The following is a 19,267-nucleotide window of genomic DNA, read 5'->3' on the forward strand; positions in this document are numbered from 1 at the left end:
ATCAAAATTATATGAATATAGTAATGATAAATGTCACTTTAAGACTGTTTGGAAAAGGAATGATACAAATCGGTATTATTTTGAGATAATATGAAGATCGCTTTAAAGATTCCCCCTTTATATTTGAGTAATCAATTATACACAATTATAATCCTATCTGCACCATGAAAAAGTCTTTATTCATAGCTTTAGTATTAAGCTTAAATAGTAGCGTACTTTTTGCGCAGCAAGAATCAATTACGAGTATCCAAGAGTTGCCTATTGGCTCTAGGAATAAACATTATATTAACAACAGATTACCACTAAAACAAAATGTATTAATCAAGTTACCAGTTCGTAATATTCGTCCTTCGGGGTGGTTAGGACGATATTTGGAATTGCAGAAGGATGGTTTGACAGGTAATTTGGGCGAAATAAGTGCATGGTTATCGAAAAAGAATAATGCTTGGTTGAGTAAAGATGGATCGGGAGACCATGGTTGGGAAGAAGTGCCTTATTGGTTAAAAGGATACGCACATTTGGGCTATATATTGAACGATCCAAAAATCATTGAAGAATCCAAAATTTGGTTAGAGGCAGCAATTCAAAGCCAACGTCCTGATGGATATTTTGGTCCATTGATATTGAGACATAATAAACCTGACTTATGGGGCAATATGATCATGCTTTGGTGTTTGCAGTCTTATTACGAGTACAGTGGAGATCAACGTGTGCTAACATTAATGACGAATTATTTTAAATGGCAACACAAACTTCCCGATAGTTTCTTGTTAGAAGATTATTGGGAAAATAGTCGTGGAGGAGATAATTTATTGTCTATCTATTGGCTTTATAATCGTACCGAGGGCAACGAATGGTTATTAGAATTGGCTGATAAAATTCATCGAAATACTGCAGATTGGACAAAAAATCGCGATCTACCAAATTGGCATAATGTAAATGTAGCACAATGTTTTCGAGAGCCAGCGACCTATTATTTGAAGACTCATGATGTTAGACATTTAAAAGCTACTTATGATAATTTTCATTATGTGAGAGAGGTCTTTGGACAAGTACCAGGAGGTATGTTTGGTGCAGATGAAAATGCGCGTCCGGGCTTTACGGATCCTCGTCAAGGCGTAGAAACCTGTGGTATGGTCGAACAAATGGCTTCTAATGAAATTTTGTTAGGAATCACAGGCGATCCTTTTTGGGCGGATCATGCCGAGGAGGTAGCATTCAATACCTACCCAGCAGCGGTTACGGCCGATTTTAAAGCTTTACGCTATATCACAAGTCCAAATATGACAATTAGCGACAGTCACAACCATTCGCCAGGTATAGAGAATAGTGGACCTTTTTTGATGATGAATCCCTTTAGTTCTAGATGTTGTCAACATAATCATAGTCAAGGTTGGCCATACTATGCAGAGCATTTATATATGGCAACGAATGATAATGGTGTGGCTGCTGTATTGTTTGCAGCTTCTACAGCCGATGTGAAAGTAGGGAATAAAGGAGAAGTTAGCATCCAACAAAGTTCTAATTATCCATTCGAAGAATCTATTGCTTTTACAGTAAATACGAAGCAAAAAAACATTGCTTTTCCATTTTACTTACGGATACCAGATTGGGCGAATCAAGCAGAAGTAAAAGTCAACGGAAAAAAATATAGTGTTGCACATGGAGCTAAATATTTCAAAATAGATCGCCAATGGAATAATGGAGATAAAATCGAACTTATTCTGCCTATGACCATCAAGGTGAAAACTTGGGAAGAAAATAAGAATGCGGTAAGTATCATGCGTGGTCCATTGACGTATTCCTTAAAAATAAAAGAAGAATATGTTCAAAAGGACAGTAAAGCATCAGCTATTGGGGATTCAAAATGGCAAGAAAATGCTGATCCGTCTAAATGGCCATCGTATGAGATTTTACCAGCGAGCGATTGGAATTTTGGAATCGTGAAAAGTGAACTAGAGCGTCCAGAAAATTTGAAAGTCATAAAAAGAGAATGGCCGAAAGATTCATTCCCATTTGAAGCCAATGCAGTACCAATTTCAATCACCATAAAAGCTAAACAGCTCAAAGAATGGTTGGTCGATCGACATGGATTGACAGGTGTATTACCTTTGAGTCCATTAGTTGTTGATACCCAAGAACAAGTGGTAGAACTGATCCCAATGGGAGCGGCTCGATTGCGTATTTCAGCGTTTCCGGTTGTAAAATAATATAAACTAAATAACATTTATTTGATGAAAAGAAAGATTTTTGTAGCATGTCTTATGCTGGCAAGTCAGCTTAATTTTGCCCAAGAATGGAAACCAGCAGGTACTAAAATTTTAACTCCTTGGGGAGAAAAAGTTACCCCACAACAGCCTCATCCAGAATATCCACGTCCTATGTTGGTGCGTGAGAATAATTGGCAAAACCTTAATGGATTGTGGAATTATGCTATTACAGCAGCGGATCGCAAGGACTTTCCTCAAACATGGGAAGGTCAAATATTGGTGCCTTTTGCTGTTGAGTCTGCATTGTCGGGTGTAGGCAAAGAAGTAGGAAAAGATAAAGCATTGTGGTATCAAAGAACAATAACGCTTGATAAAAATGTAAATAAGGATAATATTCTCTTGCATTTTGGAGCAGTAGATTGGCAATGTGATGTATATGTAAATAATAGTTTAGTAGGAAGACATGAAGGAGGTTTTAATTCTTTCTCTATGGACATTACCAAATTTGTTAAAAAAGGAGCGAAGCAAGATATTGTCATTCGAGTATGGGACCCTACTGATGATGGACCACAGCCACGTGGTAAACAAATCAAAAATCCTCATGGCATTTGGTATACACCTGTCACAGGAATTTGGCAAACGGTATGGGTAGAAAGTGTGCCGAAAACTTATATTGCGAATACCAAACAAACCCCACAATTTGATTCAGGAAAATTGACTTTCGAAGCAAATGTAGAAGGAAGCCAAAGCGGAGATCAGATAAAAGTTGCAGTGATGGATGGCAATAAACAGATTAAAGCCCAAATACTGGATGTAAATACGACAATGGATATCCACGTTCCAAATCTAGAAGCGTGGTCACCGTCAAATCCAAAATTATATGATTTGGATGTACAGTTAATTCGAAATGGAAAAGTAATTGACAAAGCAAAAAGTTATTTTGCAATGCGTAAGATTTCGATGGAAAAGGACAAAAATGGTATTCAACGTATGATGTTGAATAATAAATTTGTGTTTCAATATGGCCCATTGGATCAAGGTTGGTGGCCTGATGGATTGCATACAGCACCTTCGGATGAAGCCCTCAAATTTGATGTCATCAAAACCAAAGAAATGGGTTTCAATATGATTCGTAAGCATATCAAAGTAGAGCCCGCACGTTGGTATCGCCATTGTGATAGTATAGGTATGCTCGTATGGCAGGATATGCCTAGCGGTGATTTGGGAGGAAATAGTTGGGATATGCAGCCAGGTAAAATTTCGGGGGATCTAAGAGATAAAAATCGTTCGGCTGAATCAGAAGCTTATTTTCGTAAAGAATGGAAAACCATTATGGAGACACTGCATAATTATCCTAGTATAGTTGTATGGGTACCATTCAATGAAGCATGGGGACAGTTCAAGACAAAGGAAATTGCCGAATGGACCATGGCATTTGATGATTCTCGATTGATTAATAGTGCGAGTGGTGGTAACTTTATGTATACAGGACATATCTTAGACATTCATAATTATCCTGATGCAGCCAGTCCAGATCCAGATGTTTTCGGCTCACAATTTATATTGGCTTTAGGAGAATTTGGTGGTTTAGGATTACCTGTAGATGGCCATACTTGGCAGCAAAAAGATAATTGGGGTTACCAAAGCTTCAAAAACAAAGAAGAGCTTTTTAATAGATATAAAGATTTGGTCAATAAGTTAGATAAACTTATACCTCTTGGGTTATCTGCCGCTGTCTATACGCAGACTACCGATGTCGAAGTCGAGACAAACGGACTGATGACCTATGACCGTAAAGTAATTAAAATATCTGAAGCAGAATTGGATAAAGTGCACCGTAAATTGTACGCGCATTAATTCTATTATTTAGCTAAATTTCTAAACTATGAATTTCAGAAGTAATATTATCTTTTTAGCCTTATTGATATGTTGTGTTACTAATTTGGTAGCACAGCCATCACGGGTTAAGAATGACTTGCGTGCCCCTGCATTTCCCCTAATCACAATTGATCCGAACACCAGCGCATGGTCATACTCAGACAACCTGTATGATGATGCGGTAAGGCATTGGACAGACAAACCTTTTCCTCTCTTGGGAGTAATCAAAGTAGATGGTATTGCTTATCGCTTTTTAGGAAAAGAGGAGATTGAATTGGAACCCATAGCCAAAATGGCTGAACACGAATCTTGGTCTGCAAAGTACACGGTTCAAGAGCCATCCAAAGATTGGACCCAAATAAATTTCTCCGATTCAAATTGGAAAACTGGTTCTGCGCCTTATGGTACTTTAGACTCAGAGCCTAATTCAAAAACTGATTGGCAAGAACCGAAAATTTGGGTTCGACGTGAGGTTATTTTGAAGGAAGATTTGGTGGGAAAACCAGTGTATATAGAATTTACACATGACGACGATGCTATGATGTTTGTGAATGGTATTGAAGTGGCTAATACAGGGCAAGCAACAGGCAAAAACCGTAGAATGAAACTATCGGAAGAGGTTGTGAAGACCTTAAAAAAGGGGAAAAATATTATTGCAGGATACTGTTACAATAGAGTTGCTAATGGATATTTTGATTTCGGAATGTTTACCGAGAGAAAAAACACTATTTCATTTGCAAAATCAGCCATTCAGAAGTCTGTCGATGTACAAGCTACACAAACTCACTATCAATTCGAGTGTGGACCTATAGATTTGAATATCTCATTTATAGCCCCATTACTTTTGACTGATTTGGATTTGGTATCAAGACCTGTAAATTATATCAGCTATAAAGTGAAATCACGTGATGGTAAGAAGCATGAGGTGCAAATTTATTGGGAAGCATCATCAAATTGGGCAGTTGATTCTCCTTTGCAAGAATCTGTGAGTATGCAATACAAAACTGGAAACTTACAATACGTAAAGACTGGAAGCAAAAGTCAAGAAGTATTAGGAAAAAAAGGAGATCATATTCGAATAGATTGGGGATATTTCTATATGGCAGCTGATGCTGAAAAATCAAAATCAGCTCTTGGTAATGGGCCTAAATTGCGAGAACAATTTTTGAAGGGAAATACTATCCAATCTGCACAAAATGGAAATCAACTAGTGCTTACACAAAATTTTGTAGTATCTGGGACTCATGCTGATAAAGTAATGATTGGCTATGATGATATTTATTCTATACAATATTTTGGTAAAAATCTACGTCCATATTGGAATAGAAGTGATAATAGTAGTATAGAAAAACAATTTGAGTTAGCAGATAGGGAGTTTGTAAAACTAAAGACTGCCTGTGATAATTTCGACGCGGAATTATGGAATACAGCGACGCGTACTGGAGGTGCGGAATATGCAGCATTGACAGCACTTGCATATAGACAATCTATAGCAGCTCACAAACTTGTTCAAGCTCCAAATGGTGATTTGTTATGGCTTTCTAAAGAAAATGACAGTAATGGTTCTATGGGGACAGTTGATGTTACATATCCTTCTGCACCATTATTCTTGTATTACAATCCTGAATTGGCAAAAGGTCTGCTAAATCATATATTCTATTATAGCGAAAGTAAGCGTTGGATCAAGCCATTTGCTGCACATGACATCGGAACTTATCCTATTGGAAATGGTCAGACATATGGAGGCGATATGCCTGTTGAAGAATCAGGAAATATGCTTATCCTGACTTATGCAATAGCCAGAATGGAAAATAATGCTGATTATGCTTTGAAACATTGGGATGTACTTACGACCTGGACCAATTACCTTGTAGAGCATGGTCTTGATCCAGATAACCAATTGTGTACAGACGATTTTGCAGGGCACTTTGCGCATAATGCAAATCTTTCTGTGAAAGCAATTGTAGCAATCGGATCATACGGTTACTTAGCAGAGATGTTAGGTAAAACCGATGTAGCTAAAAAATATATAGCGATTGCTAAGGATATGGCATCACAATGGAAAGAAATGGCTGCTGATGGTGATCATTATAAGTTGACTTTTGATAAATCTGGTACGTGGAGTCAAAAATATAATTTGATATGGGATAAACTGCTAGACATGAATATATTCGATAAGTCTATTTTCAAAACAGAAATAGCTTATTATCTTACTAAGCAAAATCATTATGGTTTACCATTAGATAATCGTAGAACCTATACTAAGACAGATTGGATCATGTGGTCAGCGACTTTAGCAGATGATAAGTCAACATTTCAAAAGTTTATTAGCCCAATGTACAAGTTTATGCATGAAACTACTGATCGAGTACCAATGTCGGATTGGGTATATACCGATAAACCAACACGCTCGGGCTTTAAGGCGAGATCCGTGGTTGGAGGGTATTTTATCAAAATGCTAGAAGAGAAAATTAATAGTATAAAATAAGTTAGTTAGTAATTACAATGTAAACCTCATCAGTTCTTCTTGATGAGGTTTTTTTGTGAAAAATTTTGCTAATAGTTTATGGTATCGGATTTGCTTATATTTAATAGACTTAAAATGAGATTTTATGGATATAAAAGTTAGGTTGCTTTCGAAGAAGGATTATTCGGATTTGAAAAAATCAATGACTGAAGCCTATCAAGGAGTGGGAGATGTGTGGACACGTGAAAATATTGTGGATTTGATTGACGTATTTCCTGAAGGACAGCTTTGTGTAGAAGTGAATGGTCATGTAGTAGCTTGTGCACTATCAATTATCTTGAATTCGAAGAAAAATAATATTTACGATACTTATTACGAAATAATTGATGACGGTAAATTTTCTAAACACGATTATGACGGAGATACACTGTACGGAATAGAAGTTTTTGTTCACCCCGAATATCGTTCATTACGATTAGGGCGTCGTCTATACGATTCTCGTAAAGAGTTGTGTGAACAGTTGAACCTCAAGAGTATTGTAGCAGGCGGACGCATTCCAAATTATTTCAATTTTGCTGACGAAATGAGTCCTCGTGTTTATATTGAGAAAGTCAAACGCAAGGAGATCTACGATCCTACATTAACATTCCAACTTTCAAATGATTTTCATGTAAAAAAAATTCTAAAAAACTACTTGCCAGAGGATTCTGAATCTATGGAATTCGCGGCATTGCTTGAGTGGAATAATATTTATTATGAACCCGATGCAAGATCAAATTCTGCTTCCAAACAAGCCATTCGATTGGGATTAGTACAGTGGCAAATGCGTTCATTTAAAGATTTACAAGAATTTTATGATCAAATCGAATTTTTCGTAGATACAGTTTCTGATTACGGAACGGATTTTATTATGTTTCCCGAATTCTTTAATACTCCATTGATGAGTCCATTCAATGATTTACCAGAGCGAATGGCGATGGAGAAATTGGCGGAGCATACGAAAGAAATTAAGCAGAAAATCACGCAATTTGCAGTCTCTTACAATGTAAATATTATTGCAGGTTCTATGCCATTATACGAGAGAGGAAAATTGTACAACGTAAGTTATTTATGTCACCGTAATGGACACACCGATCAATATCGCAAAGTTCATATCACTCCAAATGAATTTAAATACTACGGTATGGTAGGAGGGAGTGAGGTAAAAGTCTTTGATACGGACTGTGGTAAAATCGGTTTGTTAATTTGTTACGATGTAGAATTCCCAGAACTAAGCCGAATATTGGCAGACCAAGGTATGCAAATTCTTTTTGTGCCATTTATGACTGATACCCAAAATGGATATATTCGCGTTCGTCATTGTGCGCAAGCGCGTGCGATTGAGAATGAATGTTATGTAGCTATTGCTGGATCGGTGGGTAACTTGCCTCGTGTTAATAATATGGATATTCAATATTCACAGTCTGCAGTGTTCACTCCTTCAGATTTTGCATTTCCTAACAACGCTATAAAGGCTGAAGCAACGCCTAATACTGAAATGGTATTGATTGCGGATGTAGATTTGTACGCTTTACGTGATTTGCATGAATATGGTACTGTGAAGATTTTAAAAGATAGAAGGAAAGATTTGTATGAAGTGAATTTATTGAAATAAGAAAGAGCTGGATTTCCAGCTCTTTCTTGTCATAATAAATTTATATTTTCTTCTGCTAAAATTTGCTTTTTATGGTCATCCCAAATACTCACTTGGACTTCGCCAATGTGCGATAATTTTAACATAAACATACATACACGTGATTGACCAATTCCACCACCAATGGATTCTGTTAATTGATTATTCAACAACATTTGGTGGAAAGCCAATTCTGCTCTATCTGTACAGTTCCTTATTTCTAATTGTCTTTGTAACGCTTCCTTATTGACGCGAATTCCCATCGAAGACAATTCAAAGGCACTGTTCAGAATTGGATTCCAAATTAATATATCACCATTAAGACCTTGATAGCCATCTTCATTTTCGGTGCTCCAATCATCGTAGTCTGCCGCTCTGCCATCGTGAGCGAAACCATTTGATAATACAGCACCTATGCCATACAAAAATACAGCACCACATTCTTTTGCGATAGCATTTTCTCTTTCCTTCGGTGTAAAATCAGGGTATCTTTTCAATAATTCTTCCGATGAAATAAATGTAATTTGTTCTGGAAGAATAGCTTTAAGATGTGTGTATTTAGTCTCGACTTGTTTTTCTGTTTGAACCATTGCACTATATATGGCACTAACAGTTTGTTTCAAAAAGGCTAAATTTCTGTTTTCAGGAAGAATTACTTTTTCCCAATCCCATTGATCTACATAAATCGAATGAATAGGAGAGTAATCCTCATCTGGGCGTAATGCACGCATATCGGTAATAATACCTTCTCCTGCTTCAAGCTCAAGTTCTTTTAAGCGTACGCGTTTCCATTTTGCAAGAGAATGTACAACAACAGCGCGTTGTTCATTCAATGATTTGATAGGAAATGAAACTGGTCTTTCTATGCCATTAAGATCATCATTAATTCCTGTTCCGTCTAAAACGATCAGAGGTGAGGAAATAGGTATTAAATTAAGTGCTTGTTTTAAATATGTCGAAAAAGTATCCTTAACAAACGTAATAGCTTGTTCTCTTTTAAGTAATTCTCTGCCCATTAATTGTATATATAACTGGTTATTATTCTGTGATAAATGTAACGAAATGTACGCATTTTAATCAAAATAATAACATATAATTATGATTTTTAATAATATTATAAAAAGAAAGAGCTGCATGTGCAGCTCTTTTGTATTTTAAATTTGACAACTGCTTAAACGGAGAAACTTTCGCCACATGCACAAGTTCTAGAGGCATTTGGATTGTGAAATTCAAAACCCTTACCATTTAAGCCATCAGAATAATCTAATTCTGTTCCTGCAAGATATAAGTATGATTTGATATCTAAACAGATTTTTACACCATTGTCTTCAAAAAATTGATCGCCTTTTTTTTCTTCGTTGTCAAACTTTAGATCATAAGAAAGACCTGAACAACCACCACTGACAACAGCTACACGTACGAAATAGGTTTCGTCGTAGTTTTCATCTGTCAATATTTTTTGAATTCGCTCTTTCGCTTTCTCTGTTACCGTTACCATAATTGTTAATCTTTTAAGATTAGGACAAAGTTCGTAAATAAATTGCAACGTACAACTACAAAAAGTATGAATTTTGTCAAAATATTAAAGTAGATTGGATTTATACAGTTGCCAAATAGGGGATTCACTTCTGATTTTTGCAACAGCAGATTTAATTTCCATAATGGCGATGTCTAATTCTTGTTTCGTTGTATACTTTGAAAGTGAAAAACGAATGCTACAAAGTGCGTCTTCTGCTGAAATACCCATAGCGGTCAATACATGCGATGGATCTCGATCACCCGAGACACAGGCAGAACCTGAAGACATAGCTATATTGGTTAATTTGGGCATTAGCTCAGCACTTTTCACGTGTTTAAAAACTATGTTGCTTGTATTATTTAGACGAATAGCTTGTCTTGCATGAATGGCCGTATCTTCAATTTCGTCGATTATTCTCTCTTCAAAATAATTTCGAAGTTCTGCTAATTTTGTTGATGGTTTCAACACAGCTGTTTCAAAAGCTTCGCCCATACCTACAATTGATGCAGTATCGTAAGTTCCACCTCTAAATCCATTTTCTTGTTTTCCACCAGTTATGAGAGGTTCTATTTGTATTGGTCGGGATTTGCGGCGAATATAGATTCCTCCGATTCCTTTTGGGCCATGTAATTTGTGCGCGCTAAAACAACAAATATCCACGCCTGACGTTTCATAGTTGGTGGATAATTTTCCAATTGCCTGTGTGGTATCGCTAAAAAACAAAACATTATTTTTATTGGCTATTTCTGCGATGGCTTCCAACGGAAGAACGACTCCTGTCTCGTTATTAGCATGCATGAGACAAATTAGGATAGTATCCGCTCGTACTGATTTTTCTAAATCATCTAAATTAATATTACCATTTTGGTCAATAGGTAAAAAGGAAATCTCTGCACCTTGCTTCTCCAAAATTTCTAGCGTAGTAAGAACAGCCTTATGTTCAGTTTTAGTAGTTATAATATGTTTACCTATGGCTTGATAACGTGCAAATACCCCTCGAAGGACGCTATTAATAGCCTCTGTAGCTCCAGATGTGAAGAAAATTTCTTTTGGATTAGCACCGATTAAATTTGCAATACTTTGTCTTGATTTTTCAATGGCTTGATGTGCAGTTCTACCCATCTTATGTTGCAGACTAGAGGCATTGCCATATTCTTCTCGAAGAAAGGGGAGCATGGCATTGAAAACATCATCATCAATTCTAGTAGTAGCATTATTATCCAAGTAAATCATAGGCTAAAGTTATCTAAAAACTATAGATTTACCATTTGAATATTTGGATATTTTATAGATATTGTAAATAAATAATTCACAACATATGGAAAACTTTGAAGGAAGAATTGAAAGATTAATCGACATTTTGGTATTAAAAATACCGGACGTAGTAGCTGCAATATTAATATTATTTATAGGGCGATATGCTGTTAAGTTATTGTTACGCATTATAAATTCTAGATTTGAAAAACGAAATATTGATATTTCCATTAGAGGCTTTGTATCAAGTTTATTGAAATTTGTACTTTATGCTTTGCTTATTTTAACAGTAGCAAGTACATTAGGAATTCAAACAACTTCATTTATAGCAGCATTATCGGCCTTCGGTTTGGCTGTTGGTTTGGCTCTGCAAGGTAGTTTATCGAATTTTGCCGGTGGCGTGTTGATACTTTTATTTCGCCCATTTGAAGTAGGTGACTATATAGATAGTCAAAATGGATCAAGTGGGACTGTAGAAAAGATTGATTTGCTTTATACTACACTTAAAGATGCAAATGGTATCAAAATTTTTAGTCCTAATGGTACATTGGCCAATTCCGTTATAAAAAACTTTACTAAAATTACAGCTAGGCGATTTGATATTGTAGTAGGTATAGGATATGATGATAATATTAAGGTAGCAAAAGAAGTTATTCTTAATATCTTACATTCCGAAGAATTTATTTTGAAATCTCCTGAGCCAACGGTATTTGTAGGTTCATTAGGTGATAGCTCTGTAAATCTTACAGTCCGTGGGTGGATAACTCCTGATCAATTTTGGGATACGAACAATAGTCTTCAAGAAAAAATTAAGTTAGCTTTTGATGAAAAAGGAATATCAATACCCTTTCCACAAACAGAAATGCTTATTAAAAATGCACCGAGAGACCTAGAAAATTAATCGAGTGAATTTGTCAGCACATAATAACGATAGGCAATAATGGCTTGTTGAAATTTAGTCAATTTTGAAGGGTCATGTTTACTGTATCTCGGCAAGATAGACTTGTTTATGTTATTTAATATTTTGAAAAACTGCTTTTTCATACCTTATCAAATTTTTGACTATACAAAAATAACAAAAAAGTCTTGTGAATGGTTCACAAGACTTTTTTATCTACAATCAAAAGTTACTTCTTATCTACCGCTTAAAAATGTTTTTTCTTGCTTCCAAGTGAAAGCTGTAAATAAAATAGCTAACAGACAAGCTGCTAGAATTAATTCAAATGCGCCATTCCAACCTCCGAAATCTACGACAGCTCCTAATGCAGCATTTGCCAATAAATCTCCGATGAAATAACCAAATAAACCAGTCAATCCAGCAGCAGTTCCAGCAGCTTTTTTAGGAACTAAATCCAACGCTTGTACACCAATAAGCATAACAGGACCATAGATCAAGAATCCGATTGACCATAATGAAATATTAACTACCCATTGATTATCTCCCGGTGCTAACCAATATACCAATACTGCTACAAAGGTGAAAATCATGTAAATAATAGTCACCGGTGCACGACGTCCACCAAAAAGTTTATCACTCATCACCCCACATAAGATAGTACCGGGAATTGCCGCTAGCTCATAGAAAGATGCTGACCAAGTCGCTTCCGAAGCTGTGAAATTCTTAGCTTCTTGCAAGAAAGTTGGTGCCCAGTTTACGATACCATTTCGAACTAAATAAACAAAGGCATTTGCAATAGCAATAAACCATAACAATTTATTATTGAATACATATTTGAAAAAGATTTCTTTAGCTGTAAGTTCTTTCTCTTGACTTGCTTCGTAAGTTTTTGGGTAGTCATTTTTATATTCTTCGATAGGTGGGAGACCACAAGATTGAGGCGTATCTCTTATTAAAAGAATTGATAATAGAGCAACAGCTAAAGCAGCAAGACCTGGAAAATATAGTCGTGCTTCCCAATCTAGAAACAACTCTACTCCTAAAATAGTTAAGGGACCAACTAAGAAACCACCAACATTATGTGCTAGATTCCAAATAGACATCGTCGTTCCTCTTTCTTTTATCGAGAACCAATGGACCACAACACGACCACATGCTGGCCAACCCATTCCTTGTACCCATCCATTGATAAATAATAGAACGAACATTATCCCTACAGATGATGTAGCCAATGGAGAAAAGCCCATGAAAATCATTGTAAGAGATGATAAAATTAATCCAGCGGGTAAGAAATAGCGTGCATTTGATCTATCAGAAACATTTCCCATCAAAAACTTACTAAGCCCATACGCAATAGAAATTGCGGACATCGCGATACCTAATTCAGCTTTAGAATAGCCTAATACATCTTGTAAATCTTTAACAGCAAAAGAGAAATTTTTACGAACAAAATAATAAGCTGCATAACCGAAAAATATACCTGTAAATACTTGAATTCTTAACTTTTTGTATTCCGGATCAATACGACTTTCAGGTAAACGACTCTTGTGAGGAGCAGGTTTGAAAAAATTAAACATAATTAAAATAAATTAGGGTAATCTGAAATAATCCCATCCACTTTCAACGCTTTTAATGCTTCAATCTCTTCTTTTGTATTTACTGTCCAAGGAATAATTTTTATCCCTAATATATGCGCTTCGTCAACAAATTTTTTGGTAACAATTTTATAGTTAGGACTTATAATAAAAGGTTTGAATCCTAAATCTGCAACTAATTCTTGGGGAGTTTTTGTGTTTTTAGCATCTATTAAATAAGATGTTCGAATAGACGGATATTGCTTATTAATATATTGAATTGTGCGTTTATCAAAAGATTGAATTACAGTACGTGGGGCAATTCCTTTATCGTATACTACTTTGAGTAATAAATCGGAAAATTCTTTTGGCTCAGGGTGAGCTTTATTGTCCTTTTTTTCGTTACTCTTAGTTTCGATGTTATAAAACATCTTTTTACCTTTAGAGTTAGCATATTTTTCAGATTCCTCAATTAAATCTGCTAGTAAATCAATTTTTGTTGCAGTTTTTATTTGTTGTGGAAAATCAACATTGCCTTTCAATCCGATATCGAATTTTTGTAATTGATCATAGGTGTAATCGTAAATCAAACCTTTATCATCATTACCAGAAAGTTCTTTACCATCTGAATACGTAACGAATTTTGGGTTCAAGAAATCGTCATGATAAACGACTACTTTTTTGTCTTTAGTGATGTGACAATCCATTTCTAATGTAGTCACGATTGGTAAGTCAATAGCAACTTTCATGGCTCCAATAGAATTCTCAGGATAAAGACCTCTCGCTCCGCGATGACCTTCGTAAGCGAAAGTAGGGAATGATAAGGAATCCATATTTACAGATTTTTTCACTGCACATGATGTATTAATAAACAATGTTGCTAGTACTATCATTGCAATATTATAACGTTTTATCATAGTTAGTTGTTTTGATGGTTAACAATTGAGGTGTTACTAAAGTACACATATTGAAAAAAACAAGAAGTATTTGTCTCCAAATACTTCTTGTTTAATGAAAATAAATTTTATTTTTCCCACCATACTCTAGAAAGAGGAGAGTCACCAAATTCTAAGTTTTGTACAGCTAATTTATAATTTTCAGGGTTCGTAATTTGTAATCTATCATGATACATAAACCTTTTTGGCATCACTCCATCATTAAGCATGTGCTCAGTTTTAGGAAGAATTGGGAATCCTGTTCTTCTGTATTCGAACCATTGCTGATAATCACACATATATAAAGCGATATATTTTTGGTTCATAATTTTTTCTAATGTCCCATCATATTTAACAGCAAGGTTGTCAAAGTAAGCATTTGTTGGCGCAGTAATTCCAATCCACTGCGTTATTCCAGCGATTACTCCTTTTTTGTAAGCTTCTTCCGCTTTAACATTATCATTAGCTTGCTGATATACTTCACTTTTTATGAATTCTACCTCAGCATAAGGCATAATAATTTCATGTACTGGAGTTCCTAATGTTTCTGGAATCATTAAGTCTGGGTTTGGAACGCTTGGACTAAATGTAAATGTTGCTGAAGGATTGTGGGCTGCAGGAATTCCTTTATAACCTATATTAGTCGCTGGAGTTCCAACATTGGCTTCAGTCATGAAAAACGGTCTGCGTGGATCATTATATTTATTTAACATCTCGACAAAAAACTCTGCTTTTACTTGATTTAGTGTGTAATCCTGTCTACGATTCCATGCATAGTCAAATGGACTTAGACCACTTACTTTTAAAATTGCAGCTTCTGAATTACTTGTAAAAACTGGGTACTTAGTAGGATTTTCAATTATTTGTTTCAAGCGTGCATAAGAATTCATTTCCGCTTTTTTACTCGTACGTAATAATAAGCGCATTAGTAATGAATTATTGAATTTACGCCAATTATCTTTATTATTATTATAAAGAATATCATTACCTGTCATGGCACCTACAGCCGTAGCATAAATATCATTAGCTTCTTCTAGGCTGGCAATTAGGGATTTGTAGATATCTTCCTGTTTATCAAATTTAGGAGTGGAAATATTCTCATCCAATTTAATTGCTTCTGAATAAGGAACATCTCCAAATGCATCAGTTAACATAGAAACGGTATAAGCTTCTAAGGTTTTAGCTACAGCTAAATAGAGCGGTTGATTGGCTGTAACAGCCGCTTCTTCAAGTTCACGCACACTTCTTAACCAAGTATAGCTTTTGTTCCATGATCCGTTACCAGCAGTAGGAGTGATGTCATAACGATGTACACCTACTGCAGTAGATGGGTAAGGAAAACTAACTTGCATTAATTGCCATGTAAAGTCATAACTTCTAGTACTCCCATAAGAAGCAATGTCATATATTAACGGTGCCATAAGACTACCAGGTACTACACGGTCAATATTGTTAGGGTCAATATTCATATCTTCAAAATGACTACAAGAAGTCATGACTAATGATGAACCTAAGAAAATTGGAAGTATATGTTTTTTTAATAATGTTTTCATGATAAATTAATATGATTTCTTATAATGTCACGTTCAAACTAAAACCAAATGTACGCATCGTTGGTAATTGTCCCATTTCAACACCTGGCATGATATCAGCACCATTCAAAGATGCTGTCTCAGGATCAAAAATTGGGAATTTTGAAATCATAAATAAATCTCTACCATACAACGCTAATGAAAGTTGTGACATCTTCAATTTAGAGACGAAAGTATTCGGGAATGCATATTGGAAACGTACCTCTCTTAGCTTAAGGTATGAAGCATCTAAACTGTTTGTTTCTACATTGGCGCGTCTGTAGTAATCACTATAATACGATTGTACTGCTACTTCTTTAGTATTTGGAGAATAACTTCCATCAGCATTTTGAACAACGCCTTCTCCGATAATCACACCTTCATCACGACCTTTCAAAGTATGTCTTAATTTTCCTTGCTCAGTCATTTTATGGTGTGTTTGCGAATAAATTATACCACCATATTGACCATCTACTAACACATTTAATGTTAAGTTTTTGTAATTAAATTCATTTTGGAAGCCACCTCTCCATGATGGATATGCATTACCGATGTATTTTACAGGAGAACGTAAAGCATGTCCTGTGCTAGCATTAAATACGACTTGACCTTCTTCATTTCTTACCAATCCGGCTCCCCAAATATCTCCTGTTGTACCGCCTTTTACCGCTATAATGGAAGCAGATCCACTTGACATGATTGTTTGTTGCGTTAGCTCTAGATCTTTACTTAATTCAAGAATTTCATTGTAATTTTTCGACCAAGTCACTGTTGGTGTCCACTTGAAATTCCCTCTAAATGGTTTACCTGATAACATCAATTCTATACCTTCATTTTTGATTTTTCCTCCATTGATGAAAGAATAGCTATATCCTGTAGTAATATCTACAGGTACACGTAATACTTGATTGACTGTAGTGTTGTAATAATAATTCACATCTGCAGTTAATCGATTTGAAAATAAAGAGAAATTCAAACCAGTTTCGAATGAATTTGATATTTCAGGTTTTAAATCATTATTGTTTTGTGTACTTGGAGGCGTAACAGAACCTGGGAAAATATTCTGACTGTAAACCTTTTTAAGCCTATATGGTTCTGTATCGCTACCAACTTGAGCGAAAGATACTCTTAATTTAGAGAAACTAACCTGACTAGGCAATTTGAAAATATCAGATAGAATAAAACTTGAAGTAACAGAAGGGTAGAAATACGAGTTATTACCTTTTGGTAAAGTCGAAGACCAGTCATTTCTTGCTGTTAAATCTAAAAAAATCATATCATCAAAAGAGAAGTTCGCTAATGCATATAAACCATTAACTTGTCTTTCGTATTTAGTTGGCTGTACATACAAATTATTTAATGCATTAGATAATTTAAATATACCTGGAAGCATCAAACCTGTCGCTGAGGTACTTTTCGAATTGCTCTCTTCTTTACGAATATTACCACCCGCACCTACAGTCATTTTAATTTTATCAGTTAATTGTTCGCGATAATTAACTAAGAAATCCGTATTGTGCTCTAGCCAATTCGCGTCTTGTTCTTTGTAGTATCCTTGTGTATACTGAGCAGTACCCCATGGTCGTTTCATGTCTCTGAAATCCTGTCTGTAATTCAAGCCAGTTCTTAACATGAAATCCCATTTATCAGAAAAATTATAATTCAACTGAACATTACCTTCGATGTTATGATTTTTCAAGCCATTAGTCATTTCATAAGCAATAATATAAGGATTATCAATGAAGGAACTGAATGGGTGTATCTGTTCAATTTGCTCTTTTCCAGGTTGCCACATGGGCTTATAGATATCCAGATCTATGTTTGGATTTTGGAATATCATAAAATAAGCAATAGACTGATTATTATAACCTGTAGCAGGTAAATTATCACTTGATTTATTTGTGTATGATACTCTTGAGGAAATCGATAGTTTATCAGTCACAGAGAATTTGTTATTGACAGCTGCAACAAGACGCTCAAATCCAGTATTCGGCATGATCCATTTATTTTTAGTGTGACCTAATGAGAATCTACCGGAATACTTATCCGTTCCGCCTTCAATAGCTAATGTATTCATCAAGGTAGATCCAGTTTGCCAAAATCCTTTAATATTATCTTCGTATGGAACCCAAGGCAATCTTTCAGTGGATTGAGTACCAGTAGCAGGATCATATTGGAAATAAGATTGACCATTGAATTTTGGACCAAATGCACTTGACGTGCTGCCTGTATTTGGTCCATCTTCAGATTGACCAAACGAATAGAATAATTCTCCTGCCGCATTACGCTGATTTGTGCCTTGTCCGTATTCATATTGATAGTCAGGCCAACGTAATACATCATTGATACTGCTGTTCGAGCTAAAGCTGATACCTAGTCCTTTTCTATTTTTACCTGATTTTGTAGTTATAATTAAAGCTCCATTGCCTGCACGTGATCCATAAAGTGCAGTTGCTGCTGCTCCTTTTAAAACTGTTACTGATTCTATATCTTCAGGGTTTAAATCACTTAGACCATTACCAAAGTCAATAGGAACATCTGAGCCACCAATACCATAGGCATCGTTCACGCCTGAGCTCAGTTTGCCGTTAACCATAGGAATTCCATCAATTACAACTAAAGCTTCATTATTTCCTGACAACGAGCGGTCTCCACGTAAGTTGATACGAGTTGAATTTACTGGACCAGAACTTGCTTGTGTCAGGTTTAGACCAGCTACTTTACCTTTTAATCCATCACTCCAATTCGAGCTGGCAGCATTATTTAGTTCATCACTTTTGATTGTTGTAACAGCGTACCCTAAGCCTTTTGCTTCTCTTTCAATACCCAAAGCTGTCACCACAACTTCGTCCAAATCATTTGAAGCTTCACTTAATAAGATTTCTTTATTCGATAAGCTTTGATTGAACTTTTGAGAGAATGATTCATAACCAATTAAATTGAATCTAACATCTGCTCCTGCTGGAATGTCGATAGTAAATACTCCAGTAGCATTGGTCGTACTCGTACTTTTTCCATTCACTGTAATAGTAACATTAGGCAATGGTTGTCTTGAATTGGCATCCAATACTCTACCACTAATTTTAATGGATTGTTGAACAAATAATTCTTTACCAATAAAATTTTCGGATGCAAACGTGCTTCCTACAAATGGGCTTGTCACTAAAGCAAGCCAAAGAACTCTCCTTTGGAATGAATTATCTCCATTCCACCTCTTAACATTATTAATCATAAGTAGTACTAAATGTTTTTCGCAAATGTGCGAAGCTAATATTAAATCAGTGTTAAC

Annotated in this window: 12 protein-coding genes; 5 read left to right on the forward strand and 7 right to left on the reverse strand. The window is 35.6% G+C overall.

Annotation, left to right across the window (positions count from 1 at the left end; translation table 11 throughout):
• The first annotated feature begins 164 nt into the window (after positions 1–164).
• The 4 genes from GOQ17_RS04475 to GOQ17_RS04490 all read left to right on the forward strand — a co-directional run bounded on the left by GOQ17_RS04475 (position 165) and on the right by GOQ17_RS04490 (position 8,209).
• Positions 165–2,210: a beta-L-arabinofuranosidase domain-containing protein gene (locus GOQ17_RS04475; RefSeq protein WP_159635381.1), complete on the forward strand. Its 2,046-nt coding sequence runs from the start codon at positions 165–167 to the stop codon at positions 2,208–2,210.
• A 24-nt stretch (positions 2,211–2,234) separates the two neighbouring features.
• Positions 2,235–4,067 carry a glycoside hydrolase family 2 protein gene (locus GOQ17_RS04480; protein ID WP_159635384.1) on the forward strand — a complete coding sequence of 611 codons (1,833 nt, stop codon included), beginning with the start codon at positions 2,235–2,237 and terminating at the stop codon, positions 4,065–4,067.
• 28 nt (positions 4,068–4,095) lie between these two features.
• Positions 4,096–6,576: a glutaminase family protein gene (locus GOQ17_RS04485; RefSeq protein ID WP_159635387.1), complete on the forward strand. Its 2,481-nt coding sequence runs from the start codon at positions 4,096–4,098 to the stop codon at positions 6,574–6,576.
• Positions 6,577–6,700: 124 nt separating this feature from the next.
• Complete coding sequence (locus tag GOQ17_RS04490) at positions 6,701–8,209, forward strand: bifunctional GNAT family N-acetyltransferase/carbon-nitrogen hydrolase family protein (RefSeq protein ID WP_159635390.1); 1,509 nt, start codon at positions 6,701–6,703, stop codon at positions 8,207–8,209.
• A gap of 29 nt (positions 8,210–8,238) precedes the next feature.
• On the opposite strand, the gene asnA is transcribed toward GOQ17_RS04490, so the two are convergent.
• From asnA to GOQ17_RS04505, 3 genes are all read right to left on the reverse strand, one after another.
• Positions 8,239–9,243 carry an aspartate--ammonia ligase gene (gene asnA / locus GOQ17_RS04495; protein ID WP_159635393.1) on the reverse strand — a complete coding sequence of 335 codons (1,005 nt, stop codon included), beginning with the start codon at positions 9,241–9,243 and terminating at the stop codon, positions 8,239–8,241.
• 155 nt (positions 9,244–9,398) lie between these two features.
• On the reverse strand, positions 9,399–9,725 hold the full coding sequence (locus GOQ17_RS04500; protein WP_159635396.1) for a HesB/IscA family protein: 327 nt from the start codon (positions 9,723–9,725) through the stop codon (positions 9,399–9,401).
• 84 nt (positions 9,726–9,809) lie between these two features.
• Positions 9,810–10,979, reverse strand: a complete 1,170-nt coding sequence (locus tag GOQ17_RS04505) for a cysteine desulfurase family protein (RefSeq protein WP_159635399.1) — start codon at positions 10,977–10,979, stop codon at positions 9,810–9,812.
• Positions 10,980–11,064: 85 nt separating this feature from the next.
• On the opposite strand from GOQ17_RS04505, the gene GOQ17_RS04510 reads away from it, so the two are divergent.
• Positions 11,065–11,901, forward strand: coding sequence for a mechanosensitive ion channel family protein (locus GOQ17_RS04510; RefSeq protein WP_159635402.1), 837 nt, complete (start codon positions 11,065–11,067; stop codon positions 11,899–11,901).
• 233 nt (positions 11,902–12,134) lie between these two features.
• On the opposite strand, the gene glpT is transcribed toward GOQ17_RS04510, so the two are convergent.
• The 4 genes from glpT to GOQ17_RS04530 form a co-directional block, all read right to left on the reverse strand.
• A complete protein-coding gene (gene glpT / locus GOQ17_RS04515) occupies positions 12,135–13,475 on the reverse strand; it encodes a glycerol-3-phosphate transporter (protein ID WP_159635405.1) in 1,341 nt (446 codons plus the stop codon).
• A gap of 2 nt (positions 13,476–13,477) precedes the next feature.
• Complete coding sequence (locus tag GOQ17_RS04520) at positions 13,478–14,389, reverse strand: glycerophosphodiester phosphodiesterase family protein (protein ID WP_236537054.1); 912 nt, start codon at positions 14,387–14,389, stop codon at positions 13,478–13,480.
• A gap of 107 nt (positions 14,390–14,496) precedes the next feature.
• Positions 14,497–15,960, reverse strand: a complete 1,464-nt coding sequence (locus GOQ17_RS04525; RefSeq protein ID WP_159635408.1) for a SusD/RagB family nutrient-binding outer membrane lipoprotein — start codon at positions 15,958–15,960, stop codon at positions 14,497–14,499.
• 19 nt (positions 15,961–15,979) lie between these two features.
• Entirely contained in the window at positions 15,980–19,210 is a 3,231-nt protein-coding gene (locus GOQ17_RS04530; RefSeq protein WP_159635411.1) for a SusC/RagA family TonB-linked outer membrane protein, read from the reverse strand.
• Positions 19,211–19,267 lie beyond the last annotated feature (57 nt).

The organism is Sphingobacterium composti (assembly GCF_009829075.1).
Taxonomy (GTDB): domain Bacteria; phylum Bacteroidota; class Bacteroidia; order Sphingobacteriales; family Sphingobacteriaceae; genus Sphingobacterium; species Sphingobacterium composti.

Excerpts from the sequence above, each read along its gene's own strand:
- GOQ17_RS04475 (WP_159635381.1), top strand. The coding sequence starts at position 165 with ATGAAAAAGTCTTTATTCATAGCTTTAGTATTAAGCTTAAATAGTAGC.
- GOQ17_RS04480 (WP_159635384.1), top strand. The coding sequence starts at position 2,235 with ATGAAAAGAAAGATTTTTGTAGCATGTCTTATGCTGGCAAGTCAGCTT.
- GOQ17_RS04485 (WP_159635387.1), top strand. The coding sequence starts at position 4,096 with ATGAATTTCAGAAGTAATATTATCTTTTTAGCCTTATTGATATGTTGT.
- GOQ17_RS04490 (WP_159635390.1), top strand. The coding sequence starts at position 6,701 with ATGGATATAAAAGTTAGGTTGCTTTCGAAGAAGGATTATTCGGATTTG.
- asnA (WP_159635393.1), bottom strand. The coding sequence starts at position 9,243 with ATGGGCAGAGAATTACTTAAAAGAGAACAAGCTATTACGTTTGTTAAG.
- GOQ17_RS04500 (WP_159635396.1), bottom strand. The coding sequence starts at position 9,725 with ATGGTAACGGTAACAGAGAAAGCGAAAGAGCGAATTCAAAAAATATTG.
- GOQ17_RS04505 (WP_159635399.1), bottom strand. The coding sequence starts at position 10,979 with ATGATTTACTTGGATAATAATGCTACTACTAGAATTGATGATGATGTT.
- GOQ17_RS04510 (WP_159635402.1), top strand. The coding sequence starts at position 11,065 with ATGGAAAACTTTGAAGGAAGAATTGAAAGATTAATCGACATTTTGGTA.
- glpT (WP_159635405.1), bottom strand. The coding sequence starts at position 13,475 with ATGTTTAATTTTTTCAAACCTGCTCCTCACAAGAGTCGTTTACCTGAA.
- GOQ17_RS04520 (WP_236537054.1), bottom strand. The coding sequence starts at position 14,389 with ATGATAAAACGTTATAATATTGCAATGATAGTACTAGCAACATTGTTT.
- GOQ17_RS04525 (WP_159635408.1), bottom strand. The coding sequence starts at position 15,960 with ATGAAAACATTATTAAAAAAACATATACTTCCAATTTTCTTAGGTTCA.
- GOQ17_RS04530 (WP_159635411.1), bottom strand. The coding sequence starts at position 19,210 with ATGATTAATAATGTTAAGAGGTGGAATGGAGATAATTCATTCCAAAGG.